Raw genomic sequence first — 23,913 nt, 5'->3', positions numbered from 1 at the left:
TAATCAGGCTTCCTTTGCGGCTACGTGGGCAGCATGAGTAATTAAACTTTTCACCATTTTCCCCAATGAAGAAAAGCGTATATCCTTGGTCTGCCCCAATTCATACCGATAATAGATTTGCTGAAGAATCACAGCTAACTTGAAATAGCCAAATGTCAAATAATAATCGATGGTAGAAACGTCTCTACCGCTTCTCACAGCATAGGCTTCGATAAATTCATTCCTTGATAAAAAACCATCCATAGTAGTAAGCGATGCTTGGCCCAAACCGGATTTGACCATTTCTGGGTCGCCACTTTCCGTCCAATAGCTTAAGGCAACGCCTAAATCAGCCAGCGGATCACCGACCGTCGACATTTCCCAATCAAAAAGACCGACCATCTCGCTTAAATTCTGGTTGAACATCGCATTATTGATCTTAAAGTCATAGTGAATGATCGAGGTTTGACTATAACGCGGCATATTCTTTTGTAAATAAGCAACGAGCGGTCCCACTTCCTTGATTTCATCCGTCTTTGCCCGTTCATATCTGGAAATCCACCCGTGTACCTGTCTCTCCATAAATCCATCAGGCTTTGAAATTTGAGCTAATCCCGTCTTTTCATATGGAATGGAATGAAGATCCGCAAGCTGATCCACCATGATAGTGGATAGTTGACGGCACTTTTCCACAGTCGGGACAATATCTTTAGGAAACTTGGAATCTATTACTATTCCATGTTTTCTTTCCATTAGAAAAAAAGGGGAGCCCACAACCGAGACATCATCCGAAAACAGGATGGGTTCAGGCGCTGCTTGAAAATACGGATGGATGGAAGAAAGAATATGGTACTCCCGTTTCATATCATGGGCTTTTGGAGCGACCGGACCAAGTGGAGGTCTCCTCAATACTGCTTCCCACTCACCGACTTTAAGTTGATAGGTCAAATTGGAATATCCTGTCGAGAACTGTTGCACTTCCAATGGATCATTTGGCAAATCCACTATCTTTTCCTGGAGGAATGCCTCTAGTCTTTTAACACCGAGCTCCTCCCCTGAACGAACAGGAATGGTATCATCCATCGTTCCCTTCACCCCTCGTACTTTAGTAAACTAGCTATGGACAATATGCGAGACTAATCTTTCTTTAATCGTTTCAGGAATGGGTTCGCTTTTTTGTTCCCCGAAATTAAAGCAAACCAATATCGCCGTTCCTTTTGCGATGGTCTCTCCCGTTTGCGAACAAATAATATCATGGCTCATCTCACAGCTTTTCGTCCCTACCTTTGTCAAATATGTTCGAACGGATAAGAGTTGGTTAAAGTACCCTTGGGTAATAAAATCGCATTTTGTCGAAGCAAGTAAGAAATTCCAGTCTTCGATATTCGAGGCCAATCCCAGCGCTTCAAAGAATTTCATTCGGGCCTCTTCAAGATAAATAAAATAACTGGTGTTATTGATATGTCCCAATGCATCCGTTTCAGAAAAACGCACGTTCACATTAAGTTCATGCATAATATACCTCCTAATTTTTAGCGATGGGAGAACGCGGGTTTCCGCTTTTCCAAAAATGCTGCAACTCCTTCTTTCACATCTTCCGTTTGAAAGATTTCCTCAAAAAGATTCGTTTCAAGCTCCAACCCTTGTTCAAGTGTCGATTCGCTCCCTTCATCGATGGCCTTCTTAATCCTTGATAGGGCCTGTAATGAATGCCTCGTCATTCGGGATGCCAACTTTTTAGACTCGTTTAATGCGCTTCCCTCATCCACGACTTTATTGACGAGCCCAATTTTTTCTGCTTCCTGAGCAGAAAGTGGATCTCCAGTAAAGATCATTTCCTTTGCTTTAGCATTTCCTACAAGTCTCGACAAACGCTGCGTGCCCCCAGCTCCTGGAAATAACCCTAATTTCACTTCCGGTAAACCGATTTGCACGCCTACTTCGGCAACACGCAAATCACAAGCCAGTGCCAATTCACATCCACCCCCTAAAGTCATTCCATTCAAAACAGCGATGGTCGGTTTAGGAAATTGGTCAATCTGAGTTAAAACCCCATGGCTTTCTCTTACCGTCTCCTTCATATTTGGATTGCCCATCATTTGTGGGAATTCTTTTATGTCCGCACCTGCGGCAAACGCCATATCTCCAGACCCGGTAATGAGCACGGCAACAATTTCATTATCATCTTTAAGTTGTGTGAAAACTTCGGACAACCCTTGAAATACCTGTCTGCTGATCACATTCAACGGCGGATTATCAATTGTCACAATCGCAAGCTGATTTTCTTTTTCCACTCTCACTAAGTTTGTCATACATTCTTCACTCCTTGATTTGTATAGTCGTACCAGCCTTTTCCAGTTTTCCTTCCTAAATTACCTTGTTTCACCTTTTCCTCTATACAGGCATTAGGTTTATCTTCTGGATTACCTGTTTCTTTATAACGTTGCTGCATAACGTAGTAACCCACATCAATACCAGACAAATCCATCAATTCAAATGGGCCAATGGGGTGACTTAAAGCTTTACGGCAAATCAAATCGATGTCCTTATAATCCGCTATCCCTTCTTCATATAAATAAAGGGCTTCCCGTTGCAACGCCCCCAATATGCGATTTGCGACGAACCCGGAAATTTCCTTGCGTAGTAAAATGCCTGTCCGATTCATTTTCTCCGTGACTTCTAATGCAAGCTTCGCTGTTTCTTCGGATGTTTGATCACTCATGACCACTTCCACGCAATCCATGACAAGAGGCGGGAAAAAGAAATGCATATTGATGAACTTATCCGGACGGTTCGTCACCCCGGAAAGTAAACTATTCACGATAGTCGAACTATTTGTCGCAAAAATGGTGTTTGCCGGTGCAAATTGCTCTAGCTTAGCGAAGACTTCCTGCTTCACTTCAATTTTTTCGACTACTGCCTCAATAATCAAATCGGCATTGCTGGCGGCTTTATTCAAATCGGTCGTAAATTGAAGACGGGTGAAGGCTGCCAATCTACTGTCTTCACTCAGCTTTCCTTTTTGCACCCATTTATTCATGATTGCCTCTAACTTTTCCTTTGCCGATTGCAAAGCAGTGTCCTGGACATCCTGTAATACCGTATTGAATCCGCCTAGGGCAGCAAGCATCGCAATTTGATGTCCCATCTGTCCTGCCCCGATTACCGATATCGACTGTATCTTATTGGTCGACATTGAGTCACCCTCCCTTTTTAACTCGTTTATTCATTAATTCCATGTAAAATCATTTCCATGAATATTTCGGCTACTTCCCGATCTGTCTTTTTTCCATCAGGGTCGAACCATTGATAACTCCAATTGACCACACCCAAAATGGCAAATGAGATAATAGAGGTATCAAGAGTAGAACGGAATTCCCCCCGTTTGCCCCCCTCTATCAACAATCCTTCTATTTTATTGCGGAATTCATCCCGCTTCGGAAGGATTTGATCCAATTTATCTTTGCTGAGGTTTTTCATTTCGCGGAAAAAGATGGTTGCACTCGACTTTTTGGACTTGATGCTTTTTAAAAGCATATAAACCATATCGAACAGCTTATCCTTACATCCTTTACTAGTATCCTGAAGAATCGTTTCCTGCCCAGTTAGCAGTTCATTGATATAAGCGAGATGAATATCCATCAGTAGCTGTTCTTTACTTGTAAAGTAATAATAAAACGTTCCTTTTGTCACCCCTACCGATTCGACAATATCCTGAATGGACGTTTCGCTGAAGCCTTTCTGTTCGAATAAGCGTATGCCATGTTCCGTCATTTTATCTTTCATGTGTGTAATCCCCGCATTCTGTTAAACTATCAGTTGAATTGATACCATAGGCTTTCGTACAATCATGCCTCTTCTTATTTCCTAGTCATTTCTTCTCTTAAAGCGCGCCTTAAAATCTTCCCGACATTTGTTTTTGGAAGTGCATCTCGAAATTCAACTAATTGAGGGACTTTATAAGCCGATAAGTTTTTCCGGCAATAATCGATGATTTCCTGTTCGCTGGTTTCCTGGTTACTTTTAAGAACAAGTACCGCTTTTACGCTTTCTCCCCTATACGCATCTGGAACTCCGATTACCACCGCTTCCTGGACGGCTGGATGCTCATAAAGTACCTCTTCCACATCACGCGGATAAATGTTATATCCGCTAGCAATGATTAAATCCTTTTTCCGATCTACAATATAGAGATATCCATCCTCATCCACTTTGGCGATGTCCCCCGTATAAAGCCATCCATCTCTCAATGTGACCGCTGTCTCCTCCGGCATGTTCCAGTACCCTTTCATCACTTGTGGGCCTTTAACCACCAGTTCTCCCAATTCTCCTGGTGATACTTCACTCAATCCCTCCCCCAGGTCCACTACTTTATAATCCGTCGATGGGAAACCAATCCCCACGCTCCCTGGCTTTCTTTCAGCAAACGCCGGATTGCAATGTGTGGTTGGGGATGCTTCCGAAAGTCCATATCCTTCCAATATCTTCGCACCTGATTTCCTCTCGAATTCACGAAGCAACTCAACGGGCATCGGTGCACTGCCACTATTACAAAGGTGTATAGAATCCATGCCGTATTCTTCGGCTTTAGGATGATTCGTCAAAGCGACGTACATTGTCGGTACACCTGGAAAAGTAGTTGGCTGTTCACGCTTGATTGTTTCAAGTACTTCTTCTATTTCAAAACGAGGGAGCATAATCGAATCCCCCGCAGTATAAATGGACAAATTCATTGCAGACTGCATCCCAAACACATGGAAAAGCGGGATGACCGTCAACGTTCGTTCCCTTCCCATTTTTAACTCATGTTTAAAAAATTCATAAGACTGAATGACATTGGCCAAAATGTTGCGATGCGTCAGCATGGCACCCTTGGATCGTCCCGTTGTTCCTCCTGTATATTGAAGGACGGCTATATCATTTACAGAATCAAATGAAACAGGGATTATGTTACCGTCACCCGTTTTCAAAAACTGGTCAAAAGCAACATCGGGTTGAAAATCTGCTTCAGATGTCTGGAGACTGACTACAATGACATTTTTCACATTCCCATTAGGCTGTACGCTCTTCACTTTTGGATACAATCCATCTAAAACGACAATGGTCTCGGCTCCCGAATCCTGTAGAATTTGCTGAAGCTCCCTTTCGACCAACATTGGATTGACTTGGGTAATGATTGCTCCTGCCGTCAAGGCCCCATAATAGGCGATAACGTATTGAGGACAGTTAGGTAGCATGAGGGCAACTCGATCACCCTTTTGCACTCCCTTTTTTTGAAGGGCGGAAGCAAAAGCCTGTGATGCAAAGAAGAGCTCTTTGTACGAAATCTTTCTCCCATAAAAGGTGATCGCTGTGTTGCTTGGATAAGACTCAAATGCCTTTTGGAGGATCTGTTGCACCGGGACTTCAGGGACTTCAATTTCCTTCAAGATTGAATCAGGATAAACGGACAGCCATCTTTTATTATTCATTACATACCCTCCAGCCATTTTTGATTCTATTTTCTACATGACATGAGAACCGCCATCAACAATCAGGATATTGCCCGTCACATAATCTGAAGCTTTTGAGGCGAGGTATACAGCAGCACCCTTCAAGTCATCCTCGTTGCCTAATCTTTTGAGCGGAGTGGAATCGAGAATAGGACTTTCCCCTTTAGCTAGCACGCCTTTCGTCATGGTTGTGGGAAAGAAACCCGGGGCTATCGCATTTATGTTGATATTATGTTGACCCCATTTAGCGGCTAAATCTTTTGTCAAGGTTATGACCGCTCCCTTGCTCGTATTATAGCCAACGGCATCCAGTATGTTTGGATTCGTACCGCCCAGACCGGCAACCGAGGCGATGTTTATGATTTTTCCATATCCCTGCTCAATCATGATCCTGCCAACAGTCTGGCACATGATAAAGGTACCCGTTACATTCACATTCATCACTTTGTTCCAGGCCTCAAGGGGCATGTCGATGGCCGATGCTCCCCAGGATGCACCGCTATTATTCACCAAGATATCGATGGAGCCAAATTTCCGGACCGTTTCATTCACGACTTCTTGTACGTCGGCAGGATTTGTGATATCGCATTTAAAGGAAAGCGCCTTTACGCCAAGTTCCTCCATGCGGGCTGCAACTTCATCACATGCGGCCTTCTTTCTTGAACACAGGACGACATTGGCCCCAGCCTCGGCAAAACCGGTCGCTATCTGTTCGCCCAATCCCCTTCCACCGCCAGTAATTATCGCCGTCTTTCCAGTTAAGTCGAATAACTCGGTTATTTTCATATTTTCACCTCATCCTTTTGATACTTACGAAGTTCGATTTTAGCCACCTGTTGACGGTGTACCTCATCTGGGCCATCCGCTAGCCGCAATGTTCTAGCATTGGCCCAATGGGCAGCAAGCGGGAAGTCACCTGAAACCCCTGCAGCACCAAAGCCTTGGATTGCACGGTCTATCACCTTCAATACCATATTGGGAGCTACTACCTTTATCATGGCTATTTCAGCTTTCGCTTCTTTATTTCCAACAGTATCCATCATATAAGCAGCTTTTAAAGTCAAAAGTCTGGCTTGTTCAATTTCAATCCTCGAATCGGCCACCCACTCCATGATCACCCCCTGTTTCGACAAAGGCTTACCGAATGCTACACGTTCTTGTATGCGCTTACATAATTCTTCAAGTGCTCTTTCAGCTGCACCGATTAGCCTCATGCAGTGATGGATCCTGCCAGGTCCGAGTCTTCCTTGAGCAATGGCAAATCCTTTCCCTTCACCCCAGAGGATGTTTTCAGAAGGGACCCTGACATTAGTAAATGTGATTTCAGCATGTCCATGTGGAGCATGGTCATAACCAAAAACAGAAAGCATACGTTCAATTTTGACGCCGGGTGTATCTAGCGGCACCAGAATCATCGATTGCTGCTCATGTTTGGGTGCTTCGGCATTGGTCTTACCCATGACAATGGCAATTTTACACCTCGGATCTCCAGCCCCAGATGACCACCACTTTCGACCATTGATGACGTATTCATCACCTTCCCTTACAATTCTGCATTCAATATTAGTTGCATCGGAAGAGGCCACTTCAGGCTCAGTCATCGAAAAACAAGACCTTATTTCCCCGGCAAGCAAGGGTTTAAGCCAGCGTTCTTTATGCTCATCCGTTCCATAACGAACCAAAACTTCCATATTTCCCGTATCCGGTGCATTACAGTTGAATATTTCGGGTCCTATCATGGATCTTCCCATGATTTCACAAAGTGGTGCATATTCAAGATTGGTTAAACCTGCTCCGTGTTCACTATCAGGTAAAAACAAATTCCAAAGTCCAGCTTCCTTCGCTTTACCCGTCAATTCAGATAAAATGGGCGGTATGGCACTCCAGCGACTGTTTTGTTTTTCTAATTCCTTTTGATAGACGGCCTCATTTGGATAGACATGTTGTTCCATGAAACCGATTAACTTTTTTTCTAAGTCCTTCACTTTTTGAGTGTGTTCGAAATTCACATTCATTCCTCCCTTTTACTAACTAACTAACTGGTCGGTATGTTCATTATTTTCCATTATATTATTATTTTTACAATATTTTCAATAATTAAATTTTATTTTCTGAAAATTGATTCATTATTTTAAAAGGTACCTCCTTTTTTTCACTGGTTTTGCAGGTAGGAAAGATACAAACAATTTTCGTTCCTTTTGCTCTCTCACTTGTTATGAACACTTTTCCCCCATGATTTTCAATGATCTTGAAACATACAGAAAGACCTAACCCCGTACCTGACGATTTCGTCGTGAAGAATGGTTCGCCAATTTTTTGAATCGAGTGTTCTGGTATTCCCTCCCCTTCGTCCAGTATGCCTATTGAAACCTCGTGATCCTTTTCTTGAATATTGACAAAAATGTTACCACCATTCGCCATGGACTCAATCGCATTTTTTATAAGGTTAATTAGTACCTGCTTGATTTGATTTTCATCACAGTAAATTAAAATCGGGTCTTCATCAAAGTTTTTATGAATTTGGATATTATTAAGAACAGCATTTGTCTCCAACAACGTTAAAACATGATTGCAAATACCGATTAGATTTTTTTCCGAAAATTCAGTTTTACTAGGCTTCGAAAGTAACAATAATTCATTGAGGATTTGCTCGATCCGGTTAATTTCTGAGAAAATTATGTCATAATATTCCTGTTTGTTTTCAGACCCATCTTTGATTAATTTTACAAACCCCAAAATGGAAGTCATAGGATTTCGGACTTCATGGGCAATACCAGCTGCAAGTTGGGCAGCTGCAGATAACTTGCTGGAGGTAATGGCCAAATGTTCATTCAGGCTTACAAGTTTTTCTTCTGCATGTTTCCTTTCATTGATTTCCGATAATATGCCCGCCGTCCCAATGAATTCACCTCCGTCGTCATAGACTAATTTAACGAATGCTTCTACCCAAGACCCTTCATTATTTCGATTATTCATTTTAATGTCGACACGGAAATATCGCTTTCCTTCACGGAAGGAATTTGCAAACGCTTTCAAAATACGATGATAAGATGTCTTATCTATTTCTTTGGAAAAATGGAGACCCAGTGATTCATTGACAGTCCTTCCGCTCATCATTTTCCATGCTGGATTCAAGTATTGCCATTTCCCTTTTTCGTCCGTTTTAAAAATCACTTCATTGAAGCTGTTAAGCAACTCTTTAGAGGATTTAGAAATAATGCGATAACGTCCTTCGCTATCTTTCAACAATTCAATGGTCCTTTGCTTTTTATCATAGACGGCTCCTAACAACCATGCAACGACAGCAATAATGGCAAGATAGAATATTCCTACTACAGGGACTTTCCGTGACTCAGCGTAAAGCCAAACTATATAGGGTAGTTGCAATGCGGAAAATAGGGTGGGGACAACCAGTCTGCCAACATAGCTATTCAACCTTACACCTCCCATACTTACAATATAATTTTATTTATTGTCCGATTCGCTTAAGGTTTGGTTATATATGGTAAATAATCTCTTTAAAGTAAAATTCCATAAAATATCCGCAATTCCTGCTATTAACCAAAAAAACCTCTCCAATAACGGAAAGGTTCATCTTTATTATTTAATAATCAGCCAATTATGACACGCTCTTTAGGATAATGGTAGTTCTCTGTAACTTCTTTATGACCGATGATATAGAGGAAGGAGGTAATTCCAACCCGACCAATAAACATAATTATCATAATGACAACTTTGCCCACATTACTCAATTCCGGAGTAATGCCCATCGAAAGGCCTACTGAACCGAAAGCGGAACAAACTTCAAAAATGATCTGCATCAAAGTGAAGTTCTCGCTTATAGTCAAAACGAAAATCGCCAGGATACATAGCAGGGAACCCATTATCATGACAGCCGTTGCTTTTCGGGTATCATCAGGATGCACTTCCCTTTTGAATACTTTAATGGACTTTCTCCCCCGCATGAAGTTCCACAAAAAGAGAATCATGATAGCAAGGGTCGTCGTCCGTATGCCACCACCTACAGAACTAGGCGATGCTCCAATAAACATTAGAATGCTCATCAGTAATAAGGTCGGTTCCGAAAACTCGCTAACAATCATCGTGGAAAGGCCACCACTTCTCGTATTCGACGACATGAATAATGAGTAGAAAAGTGATTCATGCCAGCTTTTTCCGTGAAAAAAGCCCTTGATTTCAAGGAGATAGATAAGGATGCTGCCTCCAATGATAAGACCAAAAAAAGTTACCGAGGTCAGCTTTGTAAACAAGGAAAAGTGAAACTTATAACTACGCGAACTATTCGACAAAAACTCTTTTAATTCGATTAAGACCGGAAATCCGATTGCCCCAAGAATCAGGAGGATAATCGTGATAAATTGGACGAAATAATCGCCTTTGAAAGGGATCATGGATACACCACTAATATCAAAACCAGCATTTGTAGTGGAACTGACCGCTAAAAAGAGTCCATTTACCAAGGCTGCCTTCCAATCTGGATAATAATTCAGGAAGTAAACACCTAAAATAAGAGCTCCAATTAATTCAATTACGACAAAAATCTTTATAATTTGAATCAATAACTTAACAAGACCCGAAAGATTAGTCTGATTCTGGTCAGTCATGATCAGCTGTCTTTCTTTGATCCCAATTTTCTTGCCTAAAATCAACCAAAAAAAAGTTCCAAGTGTCATTATGCCAATTCCGCCAAATTGGAGAACGAACATTAAGATGAAATAGCCCGTGTTACTGAATACGTCAGCTGTATTGACTACGGTTAATCCTGTCACACTTACTGCGCTAACCGCAGTGAAAAGTGCATCCATGAATCCCCATCTCACTCCAGGTTTTAGAGCAACTGGCAAACTAAGCAGTATTGTAGAAATACTGACGGCCATAAAGTAATAACCAACGATAAGTTGGGCTGGCGTTAATTTTGATAATAGCTTTTTAATAGCAACCATGCAGTTTTCCTTTCTTACTCTACGTAATCGATGATTGTTACAAAATCTATCTTAGTGTACTCTTTTTTCGATGATTTTTCCATTACCTTTTAGGAACTGACTTACTTACAACAATAAGGTAGGTTTACCAATAAATTTGACATCCGTCCTATAAGTAAAAACAACCGTTTTACTCATACTATAATTACAGCGGAAAAACCGCTGAACCAATAAGGGGGAAAATAAAATGGCTAATAATAGTAGCAGCAATAAACTTCTTGTGCCTGGAATTGAACAGGCATTAGATCAAATTAAATATGAAATTGCTTCAGAATTCGGTGTTCAATTGGGTTCAGATACATCAGCCCGAGCAAATGGTTCGGTTGGTGGAGAAATTACAAAACGACTTGTCCAGCAGGCACAATCTCAGCTTAAAGGTCAATAATTAACCTAACTGAATATAATGGATAAGGGCCCAGCTATTAGCTGGGCTCTATTTATGGTGAAAATCGATTTCATTTTTCTTAGGGGAATGTTCACTATTTTGTTTTGTTGCTTTTTCTTTATGGGGTGGTTGTTTCGGTGCTTTTTCCTTTGGCAGTTGCTGCCTTGACGCCTTTTCCTTTTGTGGCTGTGGCCTTGCTGCTTTTTCCTTTTGTGGCTGTGGCTTTTGCGCTTTTTCCTTTTGCGGCTGTGGCTTTGGTGCTTTCACCTTTTGTGGCTTTGGCTTTGCTGCCTTTTCCTTTTGCGGCTGTGGCTTTGCTGCTTTTTCCTTTTGTGGCTGTGGCTTTGGTGCTTTCACCTTTTGTGACTTTGGCTTTTGTGCTTTTTCCTTTTGTGGCTGTGGCCTTGACGCTTTTTCCTTTTGTGGCTTTGGCTTTGATGGCTCCTGCTTTGGTGCTTTTACTTTAGGATTATTCACCTTTTGTTTTTTCTGAGGCGATTCTTCCTTTTTTCTGGTTGACTCTTCTACTGAAGCCCTTAAAGATTTTACCGCTTTTTCCTTTTGCTCGAGCTCTTTATTTTTTTCAGGTATTGTTCCGGCTTCTTTTTTATGTAATTCACGTTTGCTACTATTATTTTCACTGTGTCTTGAATGATTCGCGTTACTTCCCTGTACCGGTTTCCTTGTGTCCCCTTTTTCCTTCTCCTTTTCCTCGAGCTTCTTTTCCACATATTTTCCGGTAGAAATCCCCTGCTCCCTTGCGTGTTTGCGGTCACTTTCTGTTGCTGGGATAACTATCAGCTTTGTTTGGGCGATATTATCCTGAGTTGAGATTTTATTAATTTCTGATTTTAGGTTCTTATCCAGTTCTTTATTCTCATCCAATAAAGTTGTTGAAACCACAATTTGTTTTTTCCCTTTCAAATAACCAAGTTGTTTTGTGGTCTTCACGATACGATTCGTGACCGTTTTAACATTCTTGCCTTTCCAGTTTGAAATTTCCCTAATCACCAACTTCCCATCTCCATTAAGTCCAGTGAGCTTGAGAACCTCCAGTTCATCATTAAGTTCCAATTCAATACTTGGGTTCACATCGATCGTCATATAAGCCGAGACATGGTCAGAAAACAATGACGGAAGGAGGGAAATGAGAATAAGAAAACTGGATGTCAAGCTGAGCACGACGGTTTTCTTTGCTGAAAAATGAAAGGTGGAAAAAGAAAAATTAAACGATGGTTTAACAGTCGAAAAGGTAATTTCCTCTCCTACTTTATAGGGCCGGGCTTTCCTTTTAGTTTTTAAGAACTCGCCTTCAGGGGTTAAAAGAGTGACAAAACGTTTATTTATAGAAAGAACAACTCCTTTTTTCATCCATTAATCACCCCTTTAATATACTCGTTCAAGTACAGGAAATCCCCATTCAGTATTATGGCCACAGCAATGATATACTTTCGGTTCCGTTCAATTGTTTTTCGACTCACTTCCACCCTACCCTCTAGCTGCTTAACAGGAAGACGTTTCTTGGTAAACAGGATTTCTTTTAACTCGTCATCTTCCATTAGCATTTTAGCTATCATGATTGCTCCTTTCCTAGCATCAGCATGTTTCGGAGAAACTTCGACAAGATCGTCAAACGACAGACCAAAATCTTGTAATTCATTTATGTAAAGATGAATTTCTTCACTTCTTTTTTCTGATTCCAATTGCTTTTCATATTCTTGTATGGAATTTTTATCATCGAAATAACTTTGGTTTTGGTTATTTTCTTCGTCCACTGCAAGATCCACAGTCATTTCTTTACGTCTTGACTGGCTCCGCAAATAGTCAATAACCCTCCTTTTAACAAGGGTTTCTGCAAATGCCAGTAACGAACTTCCTTTTTCAGGAGAATATTTATCGATTGCTTCATTAAATGCAATCAATCCAATACTGAATTCATCATCTGTTTCATATATGTAACGTCTGCAAACGGATGAGACGGTTTTAGCTATAAAAGGCTTGAATGATTCTATGGTATCATTTCGAAGGCTTAAATCGCCTTGTTGAATTTTCAAGACGGTCGATTCTAAAGAACGCTTTTTTTTGAATGCTGTAAACAACAAACCAAGCATTTGTTCACCTCGCTCCTATTGATGCAAAATAATGCATCAACATCTTAATCTTAAGGGGAGCAAGCCTAAATGACAGTTCCAAAAGACCTATTTTCCGAAAATCACAGATTAAATTTTCGATATAACATGATAAAATGCTTAGTTTTTTCTCGTTTATTACATTAAAGTTACAGTTCAATAAAAAAATCGAAGTTTTCTAATGGTTTCATAGGACATTTGTCATTTTTATTACTTTAATTTAATATTTGACTCTTAAGCATAAATTTCGAAAATAGGATTATTTTTTTGTGGGTAACGCGGTCATTTTCCACAAAATGATTAATTTTCATTGCACAAAAAAATGTCAGGCGTGACTTTCACGCCTGACATTTTTTATACTTCTTGAATTTGTTTCTCTTTTTTACTCGAAATGACCCAAGCACCAACCGCGATTCCAACTAATACAACCCAGAAAATTGACTTCCAAAGGGTTGATTCAGGGAAATGCTGTTCTAAGACGCCGAGGGAAGGATGAGCTAGCGTGTAGACGGCCAATTTAACCCCTACCCAACCTACAATCAAGAAGGCTGCAGTTTCAAGTGATGGACGCTGATGAAGCAACTTCACGAATCCATTAGCTGCAAAACGCATGATGACCAAGCCTATCATCCCGCCGAGGAACATGACAGCAAATTGTCCTCCGTCAATTCCACCGACCTTCATCCAGCCTGTAGCAGGAAGTGTAACAGCTAATGCAACGGCTGCCAGCATCGAATCAATGGCAAATGCAATATCCGCTACTTCTACTTTGACGACGGTCATCCAGAAGCCGGATTGTTTCTTAGGTTTCTTGACTTCAGCCTCGCCTTTACCAGCATATTTCTTATAAAGATGCTGAAAAGCGATGAAGAGAAGGTAAAGCGCACCGAGTGCTTGAACTTGCCATACGTCGACAAGGAAAGAAATCAGGAATAAACTTGCAAAACGGAAAACAAAAGCTCCTAACAATCCATAAAACAAAGCTTTCCGTTGTTGATCTTTTGGTAAATGCTTAACCATGACAGCCATGACGACTGCATTATCAGCAGCGAGTATCCCTTCAAGTCCGACCAAGATAAGAAGGACCCATCCATATTCCAATAATAACGATACTTCCATATATTTTACCTCCAATAGTTTGTATTTTCCTCCCTATCGGCATTTGGCAAAATAAAAAGACCTCTGCCGTATAGGCAAAGGTCTTGCTGAACATGAAATCATGTCAACAAAGCCGATGAATGTCTCCATTCACGTAATGACGACTTTGTTTTAGGGCGAACCCTAACGCTACTCCCCTTTGATTAAAGGAAAATCAGTTATTAAGTATATTAGTAGTATACGTGCTACCCGCAAAAATAACAATCATTTTTTTCGTTTTTCTTTGGAAATCTTTAATAATTCCATATATTCTCTTCCAAATTTGATCCAATTGGTCTTGGCTGAAAAGTAATGTTGGAACAGCGATAAAAATCTTGGGTATTTCCCTTCATAAGGATACCACTGGATTTCCGAATTCTTTTTCCCTTTATCCTGCATGATCGCTTTTTCATGGCAGAATATCCGCATTCCCTGTTCCCCATGATAACGGCCAATACCACTTTGCTTTGCCCCGCCAAACGGCAGTCCATGATTGGCAACGGTTATCAAGACATCATTGATGGTCACCGCTCCTGTCACTAACTGACGGGCCACCCGGTTCGCTTTTTCCTCATCCATGCTCCATACGCTTGAGTTAAGTCCATATTGACTGTCGTTCGCAAGACGAACCGCCTCTTCTTCACTATCGAATGGCACAACAGGAAGAACTGGGCCGAATGTTTCCTCATTCATGATTTTCATCGAATGATCGACATTGGACAAAATGGTCGGTGGGATGAAATAAGTACTTCCCTTTTTCCAGTCATGCGGAATGCTGCCGGATTCCATGATGGCTCCCTTATTCAGTGCATCATCCAAGTGGTCTGCAACGATATCAAGCTGGGCCGGGAACGTCATCGAACCAACATCGTCCGTTAATTGTGTACCCTGCCTTAAAGCAGTCGTCTTTTCCTTCAGCAAGGACAGAAACTCTTTATAAACGGTCCTTTCCACATAAACCCTTTCCACGCTCATGCACACCTGTCCACTGTTAGTAAAAGCTCCCCAAAGTGCCCCATTTACAGCACGTTCCAAATTGGCATCACCAAATACGATCATCGGATCCTTTCCACCAAGTTCGAGCGTAGTGGGGATTAATTGTTTAGCCGCCACTTCACCGATAATTTTACCGGTCCTTACAGATCCGGTAAAAAATATATAATCGGGTTTTTGTTCCGTCAATGCCGCCCCTAGCTCTTTTCCGCCATGGGCAAATTGAATGACGCCCTCCGGAAAACCAGCTTCTTGAAACAAGTCATCCATGCTTATACCCACTAAAGGGGTCACCTCTGAAGGCTTGGAAATGACCGTATTTCCACCAATTAAGGCATTCAGTATCGGCACCATCGCCAGTTGGAAAGGATAATTCCAAGGTGAAATGACAAGGACCGTCCCACGTGGCATATATTCAATATAGGATTTCTTACCAATTAACATGAGTGGGGTTGATGCCTTCTGCCTCGAAAGGGCTTTTGCAGCATGTTTTTCAATATGCTTGATCGCATCTATCGTTGGCATGATATCTGCCACAAGCGCTTCTATCTTGACCTTCCCCGTATCTTTCGAAATCGTTTCTGCTAGTTCATCCATCTTTTCCACCATCAAAAAACGAAGGCGCTTTAAATAGTTCAAGCGTTCGGCGATGGGTAGTTTAGACCAATTCAGAAAAGCCTGCCTTGATTTTATATATAATTGAGGAATGGACTCCAGTGGGGTTTCATCAAGTTCCGCTATTTTCTTTCCTGTTGCCGGAGAATACACTTCCCACTTTTTATGTAATTCTTCCATAATGTCTCCCCTAGCTTCACCTTATTTTTATCTGGTATCTTTTTTCGTTTTTGTTTCTTAAATAAAATTCGACCATGGCCGGTACGCCATCCTTGAAATTCGGGCAAGCAATTCCAGATCCCGCTAAATCAGCCTGTGCTTTTGTACAATCGAATCGTCCCTGCCATGTGAAGTAATCCAATGCTTCTTTTTCGACACCTAAATATGTCCGTACAGGACGGATCGATAAAAAGGCCTGGCTTACCGCCATTGGCATATGACCCTTTGGTTTCTTCTTATATAATTCACCAACAAAAAGTTCATAAATCTCAGTGGCTTTACAAGGACTCGGATCGGTTAGATGATACGTCTTACCTACACCTTCTTTATATAATGCCAGATAAGCGGTTGACTGTATAATATAATCAACTGGCACAAGATTGACAACGGTCTCCCTTTCCGACGAGATATATGGGTACATAGGCAGGAAACTTAGACGATCTAGGAAGTTGAGGATAAAATATGGCCCGTCAAATTTGATGGTTTCCCCTGTCTTGGAGTGTCCCTTCACGATCCCTGGACGGATGATTGTTGTGGGTACTTCGCTTTTTAATTGCTCGACCAGTAATTCTGCATCATACTTCGTCCGCTCGTAATGGTTCTTGAAGCTTTTCGGCAGTACAAGTTCATGTTCAAACAGGTCACCTTCCCGATTACCGGCAACGTAAGCGGTACTAAAATAGGTATAACGCACAAGGTTGGGGATCCCTTTGACCCATTCATTCACATGCTTCGTACCAACGACATTGACTAGCTGAGCAATTTTTTCCGGGACAGCCAAATCATATATCGCAGCTAGATGAAAAACATGCGTGATTTCTTGTTGAAGACTTTGACTCTCCGGAACAGCGATATTGAGGTTCTCTTTCGTGATATCTCCTATCACTAATTGGAATAGCACCTTTGCCCCGTCCAGTTCACTTTCTATTGTCTTGATTTCCGCTTCCGCTTTTCCCATTTGCTCAGGTAGTACAAGTAGATAGACTTTATCTACTGCCTCGTCCCGTTTTATAAGCTCCCTAATCAACTGATTGCTAATGAACCCTGGAAAACCAGTAAAAAAGTATATATGTCCCATCCTATCCCTCCCTTTAATTATCTTAATTGTAAGTTATTTTACAAATTATTACTATTATTCAAGGGATGAAAAGAAAAATATTGTTTTTTAAAAGGAGTATCCAACCAGATTATCGAAAATAGAGAATAGTAGTATTCATGTGCATTAAATAAACCGGGTGTTTATATTCGATTCTTTAAGGTTAAATTCTAGTAAATGATTAAAATCATTATCTATCTAACCGATTTTCCGTTACTATATAAGAAGGCGAATTTTTCGCGCATACATATTCGAGGTGAGCGCACAAGTGAAAAGAATTATTAAAGCATATGATTTCCCAATTTTCATCGCAGTCACATTACTTTGTCTGTTTGGTTTAGTCATGATTTATAGTTCGAGCATGATTACTGCAGTTGCTCGATACGGCTTGTCCATGGATTTCTTCTTTGAAAAACAAAAAACGGCCTTTATCATCTCATTCATTGCCATGATCGTGACGATGATTCTTCCTTATAAGATGTACAAGCACAAAACGTTTTTAATGAGTATGATGTTTGGAATGGCTGGTATCCTTTTACTTCTATTCATCTTCGGCCATACGGCGGGTAATGCTACGAGCTGGTTTAAGATAGGAACAAAATCCATTCAGCCCGCGGAGTTTTCCAAGCTAGCCATGATTATTTATCTGGCCGCCATTTACGGTAAAAGACAGGATCGAATCAACAGCATCGATAAAGCCGTCATTCCACCGATCGGGTTTCTCGTTGGTATTTGCTTTTTAATTGCCATTCAACCTGACTATGGAACGGCTGCCGTCATATTTCTCATTGCAGTTACCATGGTCCTTTCGTCTGGCATGTCTTTTAAAAGTATCTTTAAGCTATCTATACTTACGATGCTATTAATCGGCCTTGTAGCTCTAGGCGTACTAGTGACAGGGAATTTCTCGAGTATTTTCACCGAGAATAAGGTATCCCGTTTTACCGGATTCGCTGATCCTTTCGGTACAGCCGGAGAAGACGGATATCAACTCGTGAACTCTTTATTTGCAATCGGTTCTGGCGGTCTTACGGGAGTCGGCCTTGGAGACAGCGTACAGAAGTATGGCTATCTTCCCGAATCCCATACCGATTTCATCATGGCCATCATTGCGGAAGAGCTAGGAATATTCGGTGTGGCTTTCGTCCTGTTGACACTCGGTTTCATCGTCTTAAGGGGCTTCATCCTTTCTGCAAAATGCAAAGACCCATTTGGCAGCCTTCTCTTGATTGGTATATCTTCCATGATAGGCATACAAGTGGGCATTAATGTTGGAGGCGTGACGGGGCTCATTCCCATTACAGGGATTACCCTTCCATTCATCAGTTATGGTGGTTCATCCTTACTCCTACTGATGCTTTCAATGGGTATCTACCAAAATGTCGTGATGAGAATGAACTTGCTTGAACAAAAAGAAAAAGTCATTACGACGGTTCCAACGGAAGATATTATCTCTTCCAAGTGAATTGGATAAAACCAATTTAACAAAAAAAGGGCTGACCCAAACATCATCAAAGGTGACATTTGGGGCAGCCTTTCCTATTTCAAGAACTTCAAAGGGTAGCTACTGCTTACTATACTTTAGAAAAGGAGAGGTACTGATGAAAATTAAACTGTTCATTTTTTTAACGTCTTCCAAGGAACATAAGGAAAAAAATAGATCCGAAGTTGTAATGAAAACATTTGAATCATCCTTTCGTCCCTTTCTAGGAGATATCATCGAGGACCCTGGATTTGATGCTAAGTATCATAATGGGTACGAGGTCGTAAAAGTCACTGTTAATTATGAGAAAGATGAATGCTATGTATCTATGAAACCCGTGGCCATAGATTTAGAGGAATTGTCTATCGAAGATTATATAGATAAGCTTTTGGCGAACGGATGGAGTATTGTTTCAAAAGAAGAGTCTGTAATGTAAAAAAGCGGTGAAGAAAAACCATTCGTTTTCTTCACCGCTTTTTTTCTTACTTATTATAATGAATGCCGATTTTTGTGAATCCACTGATCAAACTAAGTAATGGACAGAGTAAACAGAAAAAAGCAAATGGTGCATACTCCAAGGTCGGAACATCCAGTACCTTTGTCAGAAAGACACCACAGACTCCCCAAGGTACAAGTGGATTCACTACCGTTCCTGAATCTTCAAGCACACGTGCCAGTGTCTTAGGATGCAATCCCAGATCATCATACTTTTGTTGGAAAGCCTTCCCCGGCAACAACACCGATAAATATTGCTCCCCAACAAGGAAGTTGGTACTGATTCCTGTAAAAACAGTTGCGGCAATTAACTTCGAAACACTCGTCAGCGAATCCTGAATGCTACTAAGAATAGATGGGATAATGCCCAATTCAAATAAAAGTCCACCCATGGCCAATGCCAATAGAACGAGAGAAATCGAGAACATCATGCTTTCAATGCCACCCCGGGATAAAATGGAATCCAGCTGTTCCATCCCACTATCGAGGACGAAACCGCTAAATAGAATATCAGCTAGCTTCGGAACAGTAAGACCCGGTGTTTGTAAAAAGGCAATGATTGCTGCGGAAACGATTCCTGCAGATAAAGTCGGGATGGCTGATATCTTTTTCAAAGCCATACCTAAAACGATGATAAATGGAAGCAAGCTCCATATACTGATATTCGTTTCCATCTTCAACGTACGGCTCATCACTTCTATTTCCTCTATCCGGGCTATATTGATATCAGGGGAAAGGAAGAAAAAGATAACCAGCGTGATAATAAATCCCGGAAGTGTCGTCCAAAGCATATTTTTAATATGTTCAAACAAAGATACGCCCACTGTTTCCGATGCCAAGTTCGTTGTATCGGAAAGTGGTGACATTTTATCCCCAAGAAAGGCCCCCGAGATAATGGCACCCGCCGTGATGGCCAGCGATAAATCCATGGCCGCCGCCATTCCGATGAAAGCGACACCTATCGTAGCCGAGGTGGTGAGTGAACTCCCGATGCACAATCCGAGAAGCGATGTCACCAGAAATGTCACTGCATAAAAGGATTCACCAGAAATCCAGTCAAATCCATAATACATGATGGTCGGAATTGTTCCGCTCGCCATCCAGATTGAAATTAACATTCCAATAAAGAAGAAAATATAGATGGCTCCCATACCGGAGACCGCCCCTTTGACGATAGCTGACTCCATGATTGAAAATGGAAGCTTTTTCACTTTCCCATAAACAAATAAAAAAAGGATAGCTACTATAATTGGAATATGAGGATCCAAACCATAATGTATAATTCCAGTTGCTATAATCAATAATAGAATGGCCAAAACACCGAGTGCTTCGGGCAATGAGAGCTTAAGCTTCGCATCTTCAAGACGCATGATATTTTTCACCGCTTTCAAGTTAAATATTCTCGAGGTAAGAATCGCTCGCACTCACTTTCACTTAGACGCTTTTAAGCACTAAAGCATAGGTATAAATATATATAAGTTTTTCAATATTGTCAAAGGAATTTTATTCTATACGGTGCTCATAGTATCACCAAATTGCACGAATACCTTCTACGATTCTATTCATATGCATTATCCTTAAGTCTTCCCCTTTATTACAGTTACGTGATGATCCTTAGATGTCCTTTTCGAATTTATTCTCTAAGCTGAAGACATAACTATAGGAAAAACTAATCACTATTGATTTCTATGAGAAAAGCCCGTGTTTATGATCCACGGGCTCAACCTTATTTTAAATCCATTGGGTTATATAAAGTCACATCCGGATTCTTATCCTGGAACCAACGTAATGCAAACTCATTTTCAAACAAAAATGCATATTTATCATAACGGTCTTTGACCAGTATGCTTCTAGAACTGTGCAGATTTTCATCGAGTTTTTCATCTTCTGCCCAACGGGTGATTTTGCTACCCATACGCTCCATCATTACCTCAACATTGTATTCGTTTCTCATTCTGTGTTCGAATACTTCAAATTGAAGTTGACCAACGGCACCGAGAAGATATTCTTCCATACGGACCGTTTTGAAGAGCTGAATCGCTCCTTCTTGGACCAGTTGATTAATACCTTTATGAAAATGTTTCTGCTTCATAACATTTTTAGCCGTTACCCGCATGAAAAGCTCAGGGGTAAACTGAGGTAAACGTTCAAACTGATACATATCTTTACTTGTCGTAATCGTATCACCAATTTGATAGTTCCCAGTGTCATACAGACCAATGATATCTCCGCTCACGGCTTCATTCACGGTGTTCCGGTCATCCGCCATGAATTGGGTAGAAGACGAAAGATTGATTGGTTTGCCCGTTCTGCTCAAGTTTACATTCATTCCACGCTCGAATTTCCCTGAACAAATGCGGAGGAAAGCAATCCGGTCACGGTGTTTCGGATTCATGTTCGCTTGAATCTTGAAAATGAATCCGGAAAATTCTTCACTGACAGGATTCACTTCACCTGAAGTGGTCATACGAGCTTGTGGCTCAGGTGCAAACTGGAGATAAGCATCTAAAAATGTTTGGACACCGAACGCCGTTAACGCACTACCGAAAAATACTGGACTTAGTTGACCATTAGCAATTCTCTCTTCCGAGAACTGGTTTCCGGCTTCCGTCAACAGCATAATTTCTTCTAATGTTTGCTCATATAACGGTGATTCCTTCAATATATGATCTCCATCAAGTTCACCTTCGTCATTCAAAGTAAGGTAACGTTCCGGTCCTTCCGTCTTGAATTGTTCGATGCGGTTATTGAATCGATCGTATATACCTACGAAATCTTTTCCCATCCCGATCGGCCAGTTCATTGGATACGTTTCAATACCAAGCACTTCCTCAAGTTCAGCAAGCAATTCAAGTGGCATTTTCCCTTGACGGTCCATTTTATTAATGAAGGTAAAAATCGGAATGCCTCTCATCCGACATACTTTGAATAATTTAACCGTTTGATCTTCAATCCCTTTTGCCGAATCGATAATCATTACGGCACTATCTACAGCCATCAGTGTGCGGTATGTGTCTTCACTGAAATCTTGGTGACCTGGTGTATCCAGGATATTCACACGGAAATCGTCATAATCAAATTGCATGACCGAAGATGTAACGGAGATTCCCCGCTGCTTTTCAATCTCCATCCAGTCACTCGTTGCATACTTTCCTGTTTTTCTAGCCTTAACTGTTCCGGCATCACGAATCGCGCCACCAAACAGTAGTAGTTTCTCTGTTAATGTAGTTTTCCCGGCATCCGGGTGGGAAATTATTGCAAAAGTCCGTCTTGAATGGACCTCATCTTTTAAAGTAGGCATAATATGTTCCTTTCATTATTGGAATTGTCACATAGCATGTATAGAGAACCTAATCGTTTTTTTCACATTGGAATGTCAACCTTTCCTAGTATGCAAAAGTCTTGAACATACACAATATATGTACGAAAAATATATCATAAGGCTTATACCTTCGCTACTCCGGTATCCATTTCAATCAACCTTACTATTTTAACACGATATGAACGAAAGATGTAGAGGTGAATGAATCCAAGAAATGAAAGGAGTAATAAAAAACAAAAGACGCTGTATCAGCGTCTTCTCCCCTGGTGCTTATAATGTGATGTTGAGTCTGCTAGTTACTTATCCTACCAGCCTTCATGGCTTTTTGATTACGCTTTTTTTTCCAACGTTTCTTGACTTCTTTAAAGATTAAAGGAGCGGCAAAAATGACTGCTCGTTTTAGGAGTTTTTTCATGATTCATCATCCTTTCTTTCCTTTTCTATACCCAAAATATCGTTTAGGAAAACTTTAGTTCGCCCCACATCATTCTTTTAATGTCAGCTTAAGTAAATCGATTCTCACCTTTGCTTCCTTCATCATTGATTTCAGTTTTGCTTCATTTGCCTCTTCTTTTTGAAGCTCAGCCTCTATCATTTTCAGCTCATTTTCTACCGCCGAATACTCCTCATTCGCTATCCCTACTTGATCATGCAATTGTTTCCAACGTTTCATGACTGCCTGATTTTCATTCTGCCATTTCGAACGATTTTGGCTTGTGAATGCGACATCCATTTTGTTTGACAAACTCTCCATTTCTTCAAGAGGATACGTGGCTCCCTCTACTGATGCGTGGGTCCCCTGCTTCGAAGTGATCCCCTCATCCGCAGTTGAAGAATGAGTAGAACCTTCTTCATCTTTACAACCCGCCATGAAAACCGCCATGATGACTAGTAGATAATAAACTTGACTGATTTTCATCCATCTCCCCCCTTTTGCATATTTTTTCCTTAAAGTAAGAATAACTTACGTAAACCGTTCAATAAAAAATATAAATGGAAGTAGCAATTGGGCACCATCCCGTTGATTTTTATGCAATTTCCTTGTTTTGCAACTCATTTCTTAATTGTTTTCTTGCCCTATACAGATTGATTTTAACCGTCGCCTGCTTAATGTTGAGCACCATGGCGATTTCACGTTCTTTTAACCCGCCATTCACCTTAAGCAATAGTATTTCCCGCTGTTTATGGGATAATTTAAATAAGACGTGGATGATGTCTTCTTTTAATGTCCATAAATCCATGGCATCTTCTACCTCATTTTGACTACAGGGCTGACTTTCCAACCAATCCATCATTTCCTGCTGAATCAAATGGCTTCCCCGTTTTTGCTTACGCGAAAAATCAATGGCCGTCCTCGTGGCGATGCAGGCTAACCATGCCCCCATTTTTCTGTCATCCTTGATCGTATCACGTTTAGTATAGGCTTTTATATAGGTTTCCTGAGTAATATCCTCGGCGAGATATGGACATTTGATGATGGATAAAGCAATGTAATAGATTCGCTTATAAAATGAATGATAAACCCTGGTGAAACCTTCAGCTTCATTATGTCCTTTCTTCAAATT

At 41.0% G+C, this 23,913-nt stretch carries 23 protein-coding genes and 1 riboswitch; of the genes, 3 read left to right on the top strand and 20 right to left on the bottom strand.

The annotated features are described in order from the left end of the window. Positions 1 to 3: 3 nt before the first annotated feature. The 10 genes from ACQKL6_RS10600 to ACQKL6_RS10555 all read right to left on the bottom strand — a co-directional run bounded on the left by ACQKL6_RS10600 (position 4) and on the right by ACQKL6_RS10555 (position 10,435). A complete protein-coding gene (locus ACQKL6_RS10600; protein ID WP_402867941.1) occupies positions 4 to 1,062 on the bottom strand; it encodes a phosphotransferase family protein in 1,059 nt (352 codons plus the stop codon). Between the two features lie 30 nt (positions 1,063 to 1,092). Continuing rightward, positions 1,093 to 1,494 carry an acyl-CoA thioesterase gene (locus ACQKL6_RS10595; protein WP_402867940.1) on the bottom strand — a complete coding sequence of 134 codons (402 nt, stop codon included), beginning with the start codon at positions 1,492 to 1,494 and terminating at the stop codon, positions 1,093 to 1,095. Between the two features lie 17 nt (positions 1,495 to 1,511). Further along, on the bottom strand, positions 1,512 to 2,291 hold the full coding sequence (locus ACQKL6_RS10590) for an enoyl-CoA hydratase/isomerase family protein (RefSeq protein ID WP_407408052.1): 780 nt from the start codon (positions 2,289 to 2,291) through the stop codon (positions 1,512 to 1,514). Beyond that, the gene (locus ACQKL6_RS10585; RefSeq protein WP_402956082.1) at positions 2,288 to 3,175 is read right to left on the bottom strand and encodes a 3-hydroxyacyl-CoA dehydrogenase family protein; all 888 of its coding nucleotides are present in this window, start codon (positions 3,173 to 3,175) and stop codon (positions 2,288 to 2,290) included. Before ACQKL6_RS10585 ends, ACQKL6_RS10590 begins: the two co-directional genes overlap by 4 nt. Before the next feature lie 26 nt (positions 3,176 to 3,201). Further along, entirely contained in the window at positions 3,202 to 3,765 is a 564-nt protein-coding gene (locus ACQKL6_RS10580) for a TetR/AcrR family transcriptional regulator (protein WP_407408055.1), read from the bottom strand. Positions 3,766 to 3,839: 74 nt separating this feature from the next. Then, the gene (locus ACQKL6_RS10575) at positions 3,840 to 5,450 is read right to left on the bottom strand and encodes a long-chain-fatty-acid--CoA ligase (RefSeq protein ID WP_407408057.1); all 1,611 of its coding nucleotides are present in this window, start codon (positions 5,448 to 5,450) and stop codon (positions 3,840 to 3,842) included. Between the two features lie 33 nt (positions 5,451 to 5,483). Beyond that, positions 5,484 to 6,257, bottom strand: coding sequence for an SDR family oxidoreductase (locus tag ACQKL6_RS10570; protein WP_407408058.1), 774 nt, complete (start codon positions 6,255 to 6,257; stop codon positions 5,484 to 5,486). Next, positions 6,254 to 7,423: an acyl-CoA dehydrogenase family protein gene (locus ACQKL6_RS10565; protein ID WP_402956487.1), complete on the bottom strand. Its 1,170-nt coding sequence runs from the start codon at positions 7,421 to 7,423 to the stop codon at positions 6,254 to 6,256. The genes ACQKL6_RS10570 and ACQKL6_RS10565 overlap by 4 nt, the downstream gene beginning before the upstream one ends. 145 nt (positions 7,424 to 7,568) lie before the next feature. Then, complete coding sequence (locus ACQKL6_RS10560; protein ID WP_427591041.1) at positions 7,569 to 8,906, bottom strand: ATP-binding protein; 1,338 nt, start codon at positions 8,904 to 8,906, stop codon at positions 7,569 to 7,571. A 176-nt stretch (positions 8,907 to 9,082) separates the two neighbouring features. Then, a complete protein-coding gene (locus ACQKL6_RS10555; protein WP_427651052.1) occupies positions 9,083 to 10,435 on the bottom strand; it encodes a TrkH family potassium uptake protein in 1,353 nt (450 codons plus the stop codon). 226 nt (positions 10,436 to 10,661) lie between these two features. On the opposite strand from ACQKL6_RS10555, the gene ACQKL6_RS10550 reads away from it, so the two are divergent. Beyond that, the gene (locus tag ACQKL6_RS10550) at positions 10,662 to 10,859 is read left to right on the top strand and encodes a small, acid-soluble spore protein, alpha/beta type (protein WP_402867932.1); all 198 of its coding nucleotides are present in this window, start codon (positions 10,662 to 10,664) and stop codon (positions 10,857 to 10,859) included. 48 nt (positions 10,860 to 10,907) lie between these two features. On the opposite strand, the gene ACQKL6_RS10545 is transcribed toward ACQKL6_RS10550, so the two are convergent. From ACQKL6_RS10545 to ACQKL6_RS10525, 5 genes are all read right to left on the bottom strand, one after another. After that, the gene (locus ACQKL6_RS10545) at positions 10,908 to 12,230 is read right to left on the bottom strand and encodes an anti-sigma-I factor RsgI family protein (RefSeq protein WP_427651051.1); all 1,323 of its coding nucleotides are present in this window, start codon (positions 12,228 to 12,230) and stop codon (positions 10,908 to 10,910) included. Then, the gene (sigI, locus tag ACQKL6_RS10540; protein WP_402987654.1) at positions 12,227 to 12,970 is read right to left on the bottom strand and encodes an RNA polymerase sigma factor SigI; all 744 of its coding nucleotides are present in this window, start codon (positions 12,968 to 12,970) and stop codon (positions 12,227 to 12,229) included. The genes ACQKL6_RS10545 and sigI overlap by 4 nt, the downstream gene beginning before the upstream one ends. A gap of 372 nt (positions 12,971 to 13,342) precedes the next feature. Beyond that, the gene (locus tag ACQKL6_RS10535; RefSeq protein WP_402867929.1) at positions 13,343 to 14,107 is read right to left on the bottom strand and encodes a TerC family protein; all 765 of its coding nucleotides are present in this window, start codon (positions 14,105 to 14,107) and stop codon (positions 13,343 to 13,345) included. 88 nt (positions 14,108 to 14,195) lie between these two features. Continuing rightward, positions 14,196 to 14,296: riboswitch (yybP-ykoY riboswitch) on the bottom strand. Between the two features lie 54 nt (positions 14,297 to 14,350). Continuing rightward, entirely contained in the window at positions 14,351 to 15,913 is a 1,563-nt protein-coding gene (locus ACQKL6_RS10530; protein ID WP_402867928.1) for an aldehyde dehydrogenase family protein, read from the bottom strand. A gap of 16 nt (positions 15,914 to 15,929) precedes the next feature. Further along, positions 15,930 to 17,030, bottom strand: coding sequence for an SDR family oxidoreductase (locus ACQKL6_RS10525; RefSeq protein ID WP_402987650.1), 1,101 nt, complete (start codon positions 17,028 to 17,030; stop codon positions 15,930 to 15,932). A gap of 286 nt (positions 17,031 to 17,316) precedes the next feature. On the opposite strand from ACQKL6_RS10525, the gene ACQKL6_RS10520 reads away from it, so the two are divergent. Both ACQKL6_RS10520 and ACQKL6_RS10515 read left to right on the top strand, forming a co-directional pair. Next, the gene (locus ACQKL6_RS10520; protein WP_402867926.1) at positions 17,317 to 18,513 is read left to right on the top strand and encodes an FtsW/RodA/SpoVE family cell cycle protein; all 1,197 of its coding nucleotides are present in this window, start codon (positions 17,317 to 17,319) and stop codon (positions 18,511 to 18,513) included. Positions 18,514 to 18,649: 136 nt separating this feature from the next. Next, the gene (locus tag ACQKL6_RS10515) at positions 18,650 to 18,967 is read left to right on the top strand and encodes a hypothetical protein (RefSeq protein ID WP_402987647.1); all 318 of its coding nucleotides are present in this window, start codon (positions 18,650 to 18,652) and stop codon (positions 18,965 to 18,967) included. A gap of 46 nt (positions 18,968 to 19,013) precedes the next feature. Here ACQKL6_RS10515 and nhaC read toward each other — a convergent pair whose 3' ends face one another. The 5 genes from nhaC to ACQKL6_RS10490 all read right to left on the bottom strand — a co-directional run bounded on the left by nhaC (position 19,014) and on the right by ACQKL6_RS10490 (position 23,910). Next, positions 19,014 to 20,408 (bottom strand): Na+/H+ antiporter NhaC, encoded by a 1,395-nt coding sequence (nhaC, locus tag ACQKL6_RS10510; protein WP_402988015.1) that lies wholly within the window; start codon positions 20,406 to 20,408, stop codon positions 19,014 to 19,016. A gap of 344 nt (positions 20,409 to 20,752) precedes the next feature. Continuing rightward, positions 20,753 to 22,327, bottom strand: coding sequence for a peptide chain release factor 3 (locus ACQKL6_RS10505; RefSeq protein ID WP_402867924.1), 1,575 nt, complete (start codon positions 22,325 to 22,327; stop codon positions 20,753 to 20,755). Between the two features lie 313 nt (positions 22,328 to 22,640). Beyond that, on the bottom strand, positions 22,641 to 22,763 hold the full coding sequence (locus ACQKL6_RS10500; protein WP_402867923.1) for a hypothetical protein: 123 nt from the start codon (positions 22,761 to 22,763) through the stop codon (positions 22,641 to 22,643). A 69-nt stretch (positions 22,764 to 22,832) separates the two neighbouring features. Beyond that, positions 22,833 to 23,267 carry a hypothetical protein gene (locus tag ACQKL6_RS10495; RefSeq protein ID WP_427651050.1) on the bottom strand — a complete coding sequence of 145 codons (435 nt, stop codon included), beginning with the start codon at positions 23,265 to 23,267 and terminating at the stop codon, positions 22,833 to 22,835. Between the two features lie 109 nt (positions 23,268 to 23,376). Next, positions 23,377 to 23,910 (bottom strand): RNA polymerase sigma factor, encoded by a 534-nt coding sequence (locus ACQKL6_RS10490; protein WP_427651049.1) that lies wholly within the window; start codon positions 23,908 to 23,910, stop codon positions 23,377 to 23,379. Between the last annotated feature and the right edge of the window lie 3 nt (positions 23,911 to 23,913).

Origin of the sequence: Peribacillus sp. NPDC097197, from assembly GCF_050278025.1 — a bacterium.
Lineage (GTDB): Bacteria > Bacillota > Bacilli > Bacillales > DSM-1321 > Peribacillus.
The sequence above is the reverse complement of the archived record's forward strand: the minus strand, read 5'-3'. Positions and strand labels throughout refer to the sequence as shown.

What these genes read in the sequence shown, in the direction of transcription:
- ACQKL6_RS10600 (WP_402867941.1), bottom strand. Translation starts at nt 1,062, where the DNA reads ATGGATGATACCATTCCTGTTCGTTCAGGGGAGGAGCTCGGTGTTAAA.
- ACQKL6_RS10595 (WP_402867940.1), bottom strand. Translation starts at nt 1,494, where the DNA reads ATGCATGAACTTAATGTGAACGTGCGTTTTTCTGAAACGGATGCATTG.
- ACQKL6_RS10590 (WP_407408052.1), bottom strand. Translation starts at nt 2,291, where the DNA reads ATGACAAACTTAGTGAGAGTGGAAAAAGAAAATCAGCTTGCGATTGTG.
- ACQKL6_RS10585 (WP_402956082.1), bottom strand. Translation starts at nt 3,175, where the DNA reads ATGTCGACCAATAAGATACAGTCGATATCGGTAATCGGGGCAGGACAG.
- ACQKL6_RS10580 (WP_407408055.1), bottom strand. Translation starts at nt 3,765, where the DNA reads ATGAAAGATAAAATGACGGAACATGGCATACGCTTATTCGAACAGAAA.
- ACQKL6_RS10575 (WP_407408057.1), bottom strand. Translation starts at nt 5,450, where the DNA reads ATGAATAATAAAAGATGGCTGTCCGTTTATCCTGATTCAATCTTGAAG.
- ACQKL6_RS10570 (WP_407408058.1), bottom strand. Translation starts at nt 6,257, where the DNA reads ATGAAAATAACCGAGTTATTCGACTTAACTGGAAAGACGGCGATAATT.
- ACQKL6_RS10565 (WP_402956487.1), bottom strand. Translation starts at nt 7,423, where the DNA reads ATGGAACAACATGTCTATCCAAATGAGGCCGTCTATCAAAAGGAATTA.
- ACQKL6_RS10555 (WP_427651052.1), bottom strand. Translation starts at nt 10,435, where the DNA reads ATGGTTGCTATTAAAAAGCTATTATCAAAATTAACGCCAGCCCAACTT.
- ACQKL6_RS10550 (WP_402867932.1), top strand. Translation starts at nt 10,662, where the DNA reads ATGGCTAATAATAGTAGCAGCAATAAACTTCTTGTGCCTGGAATTGAA.
- ACQKL6_RS10545 (WP_427651051.1), bottom strand. Translation starts at nt 12,230, where the DNA reads ATGAAAAAAGGAGTTGTTCTTTCTATAAATAAACGTTTTGTCACTCTT.
- sigI (WP_402987654.1), bottom strand. Translation starts at nt 12,970, where the DNA reads ATGCTTGGTTTGTTGTTTACAGCATTCAAAAAAAAGCGTTCTTTAGAA.
- ACQKL6_RS10535 (WP_402867929.1), bottom strand. Translation starts at nt 14,107, where the DNA reads ATGGAAGTATCGTTATTATTGGAATATGGATGGGTCCTTCTTATCTTG.
- ACQKL6_RS10530 (WP_402867928.1), bottom strand. Translation starts at nt 15,913, where the DNA reads ATGGAAGAATTACATAAAAAGTGGGAAGTGTATTCTCCGGCAACAGGA.
- ACQKL6_RS10525 (WP_402987650.1), bottom strand. Translation starts at nt 17,030, where the DNA reads ATGGGACATATATACTTTTTTACTGGTTTTCCAGGGTTCATTAGCAAT.
- ACQKL6_RS10515 (WP_402987647.1), top strand. Translation starts at nt 18,650, where the DNA reads ATGAAAATTAAACTGTTCATTTTTTTAACGTCTTCCAAGGAACATAAG.
- ACQKL6_RS10505 (WP_402867924.1), bottom strand. Translation starts at nt 22,327, where the DNA reads ATGCCTACTTTAAAAGATGAGGTCCATTCAAGACGGACTTTTGCAATA.
- ACQKL6_RS10500 (WP_402867923.1), bottom strand. Translation starts at nt 22,763, where the DNA reads ATGAAAAAACTCCTAAAACGAGCAGTCATTTTTGCCGCTCCTTTAATC.
- ACQKL6_RS10495 (WP_427651050.1), bottom strand. Translation starts at nt 23,267, where the DNA reads ATGAAAATCAGTCAAGTTTATTATCTACTAGTCATCATGGCGGTTTTC.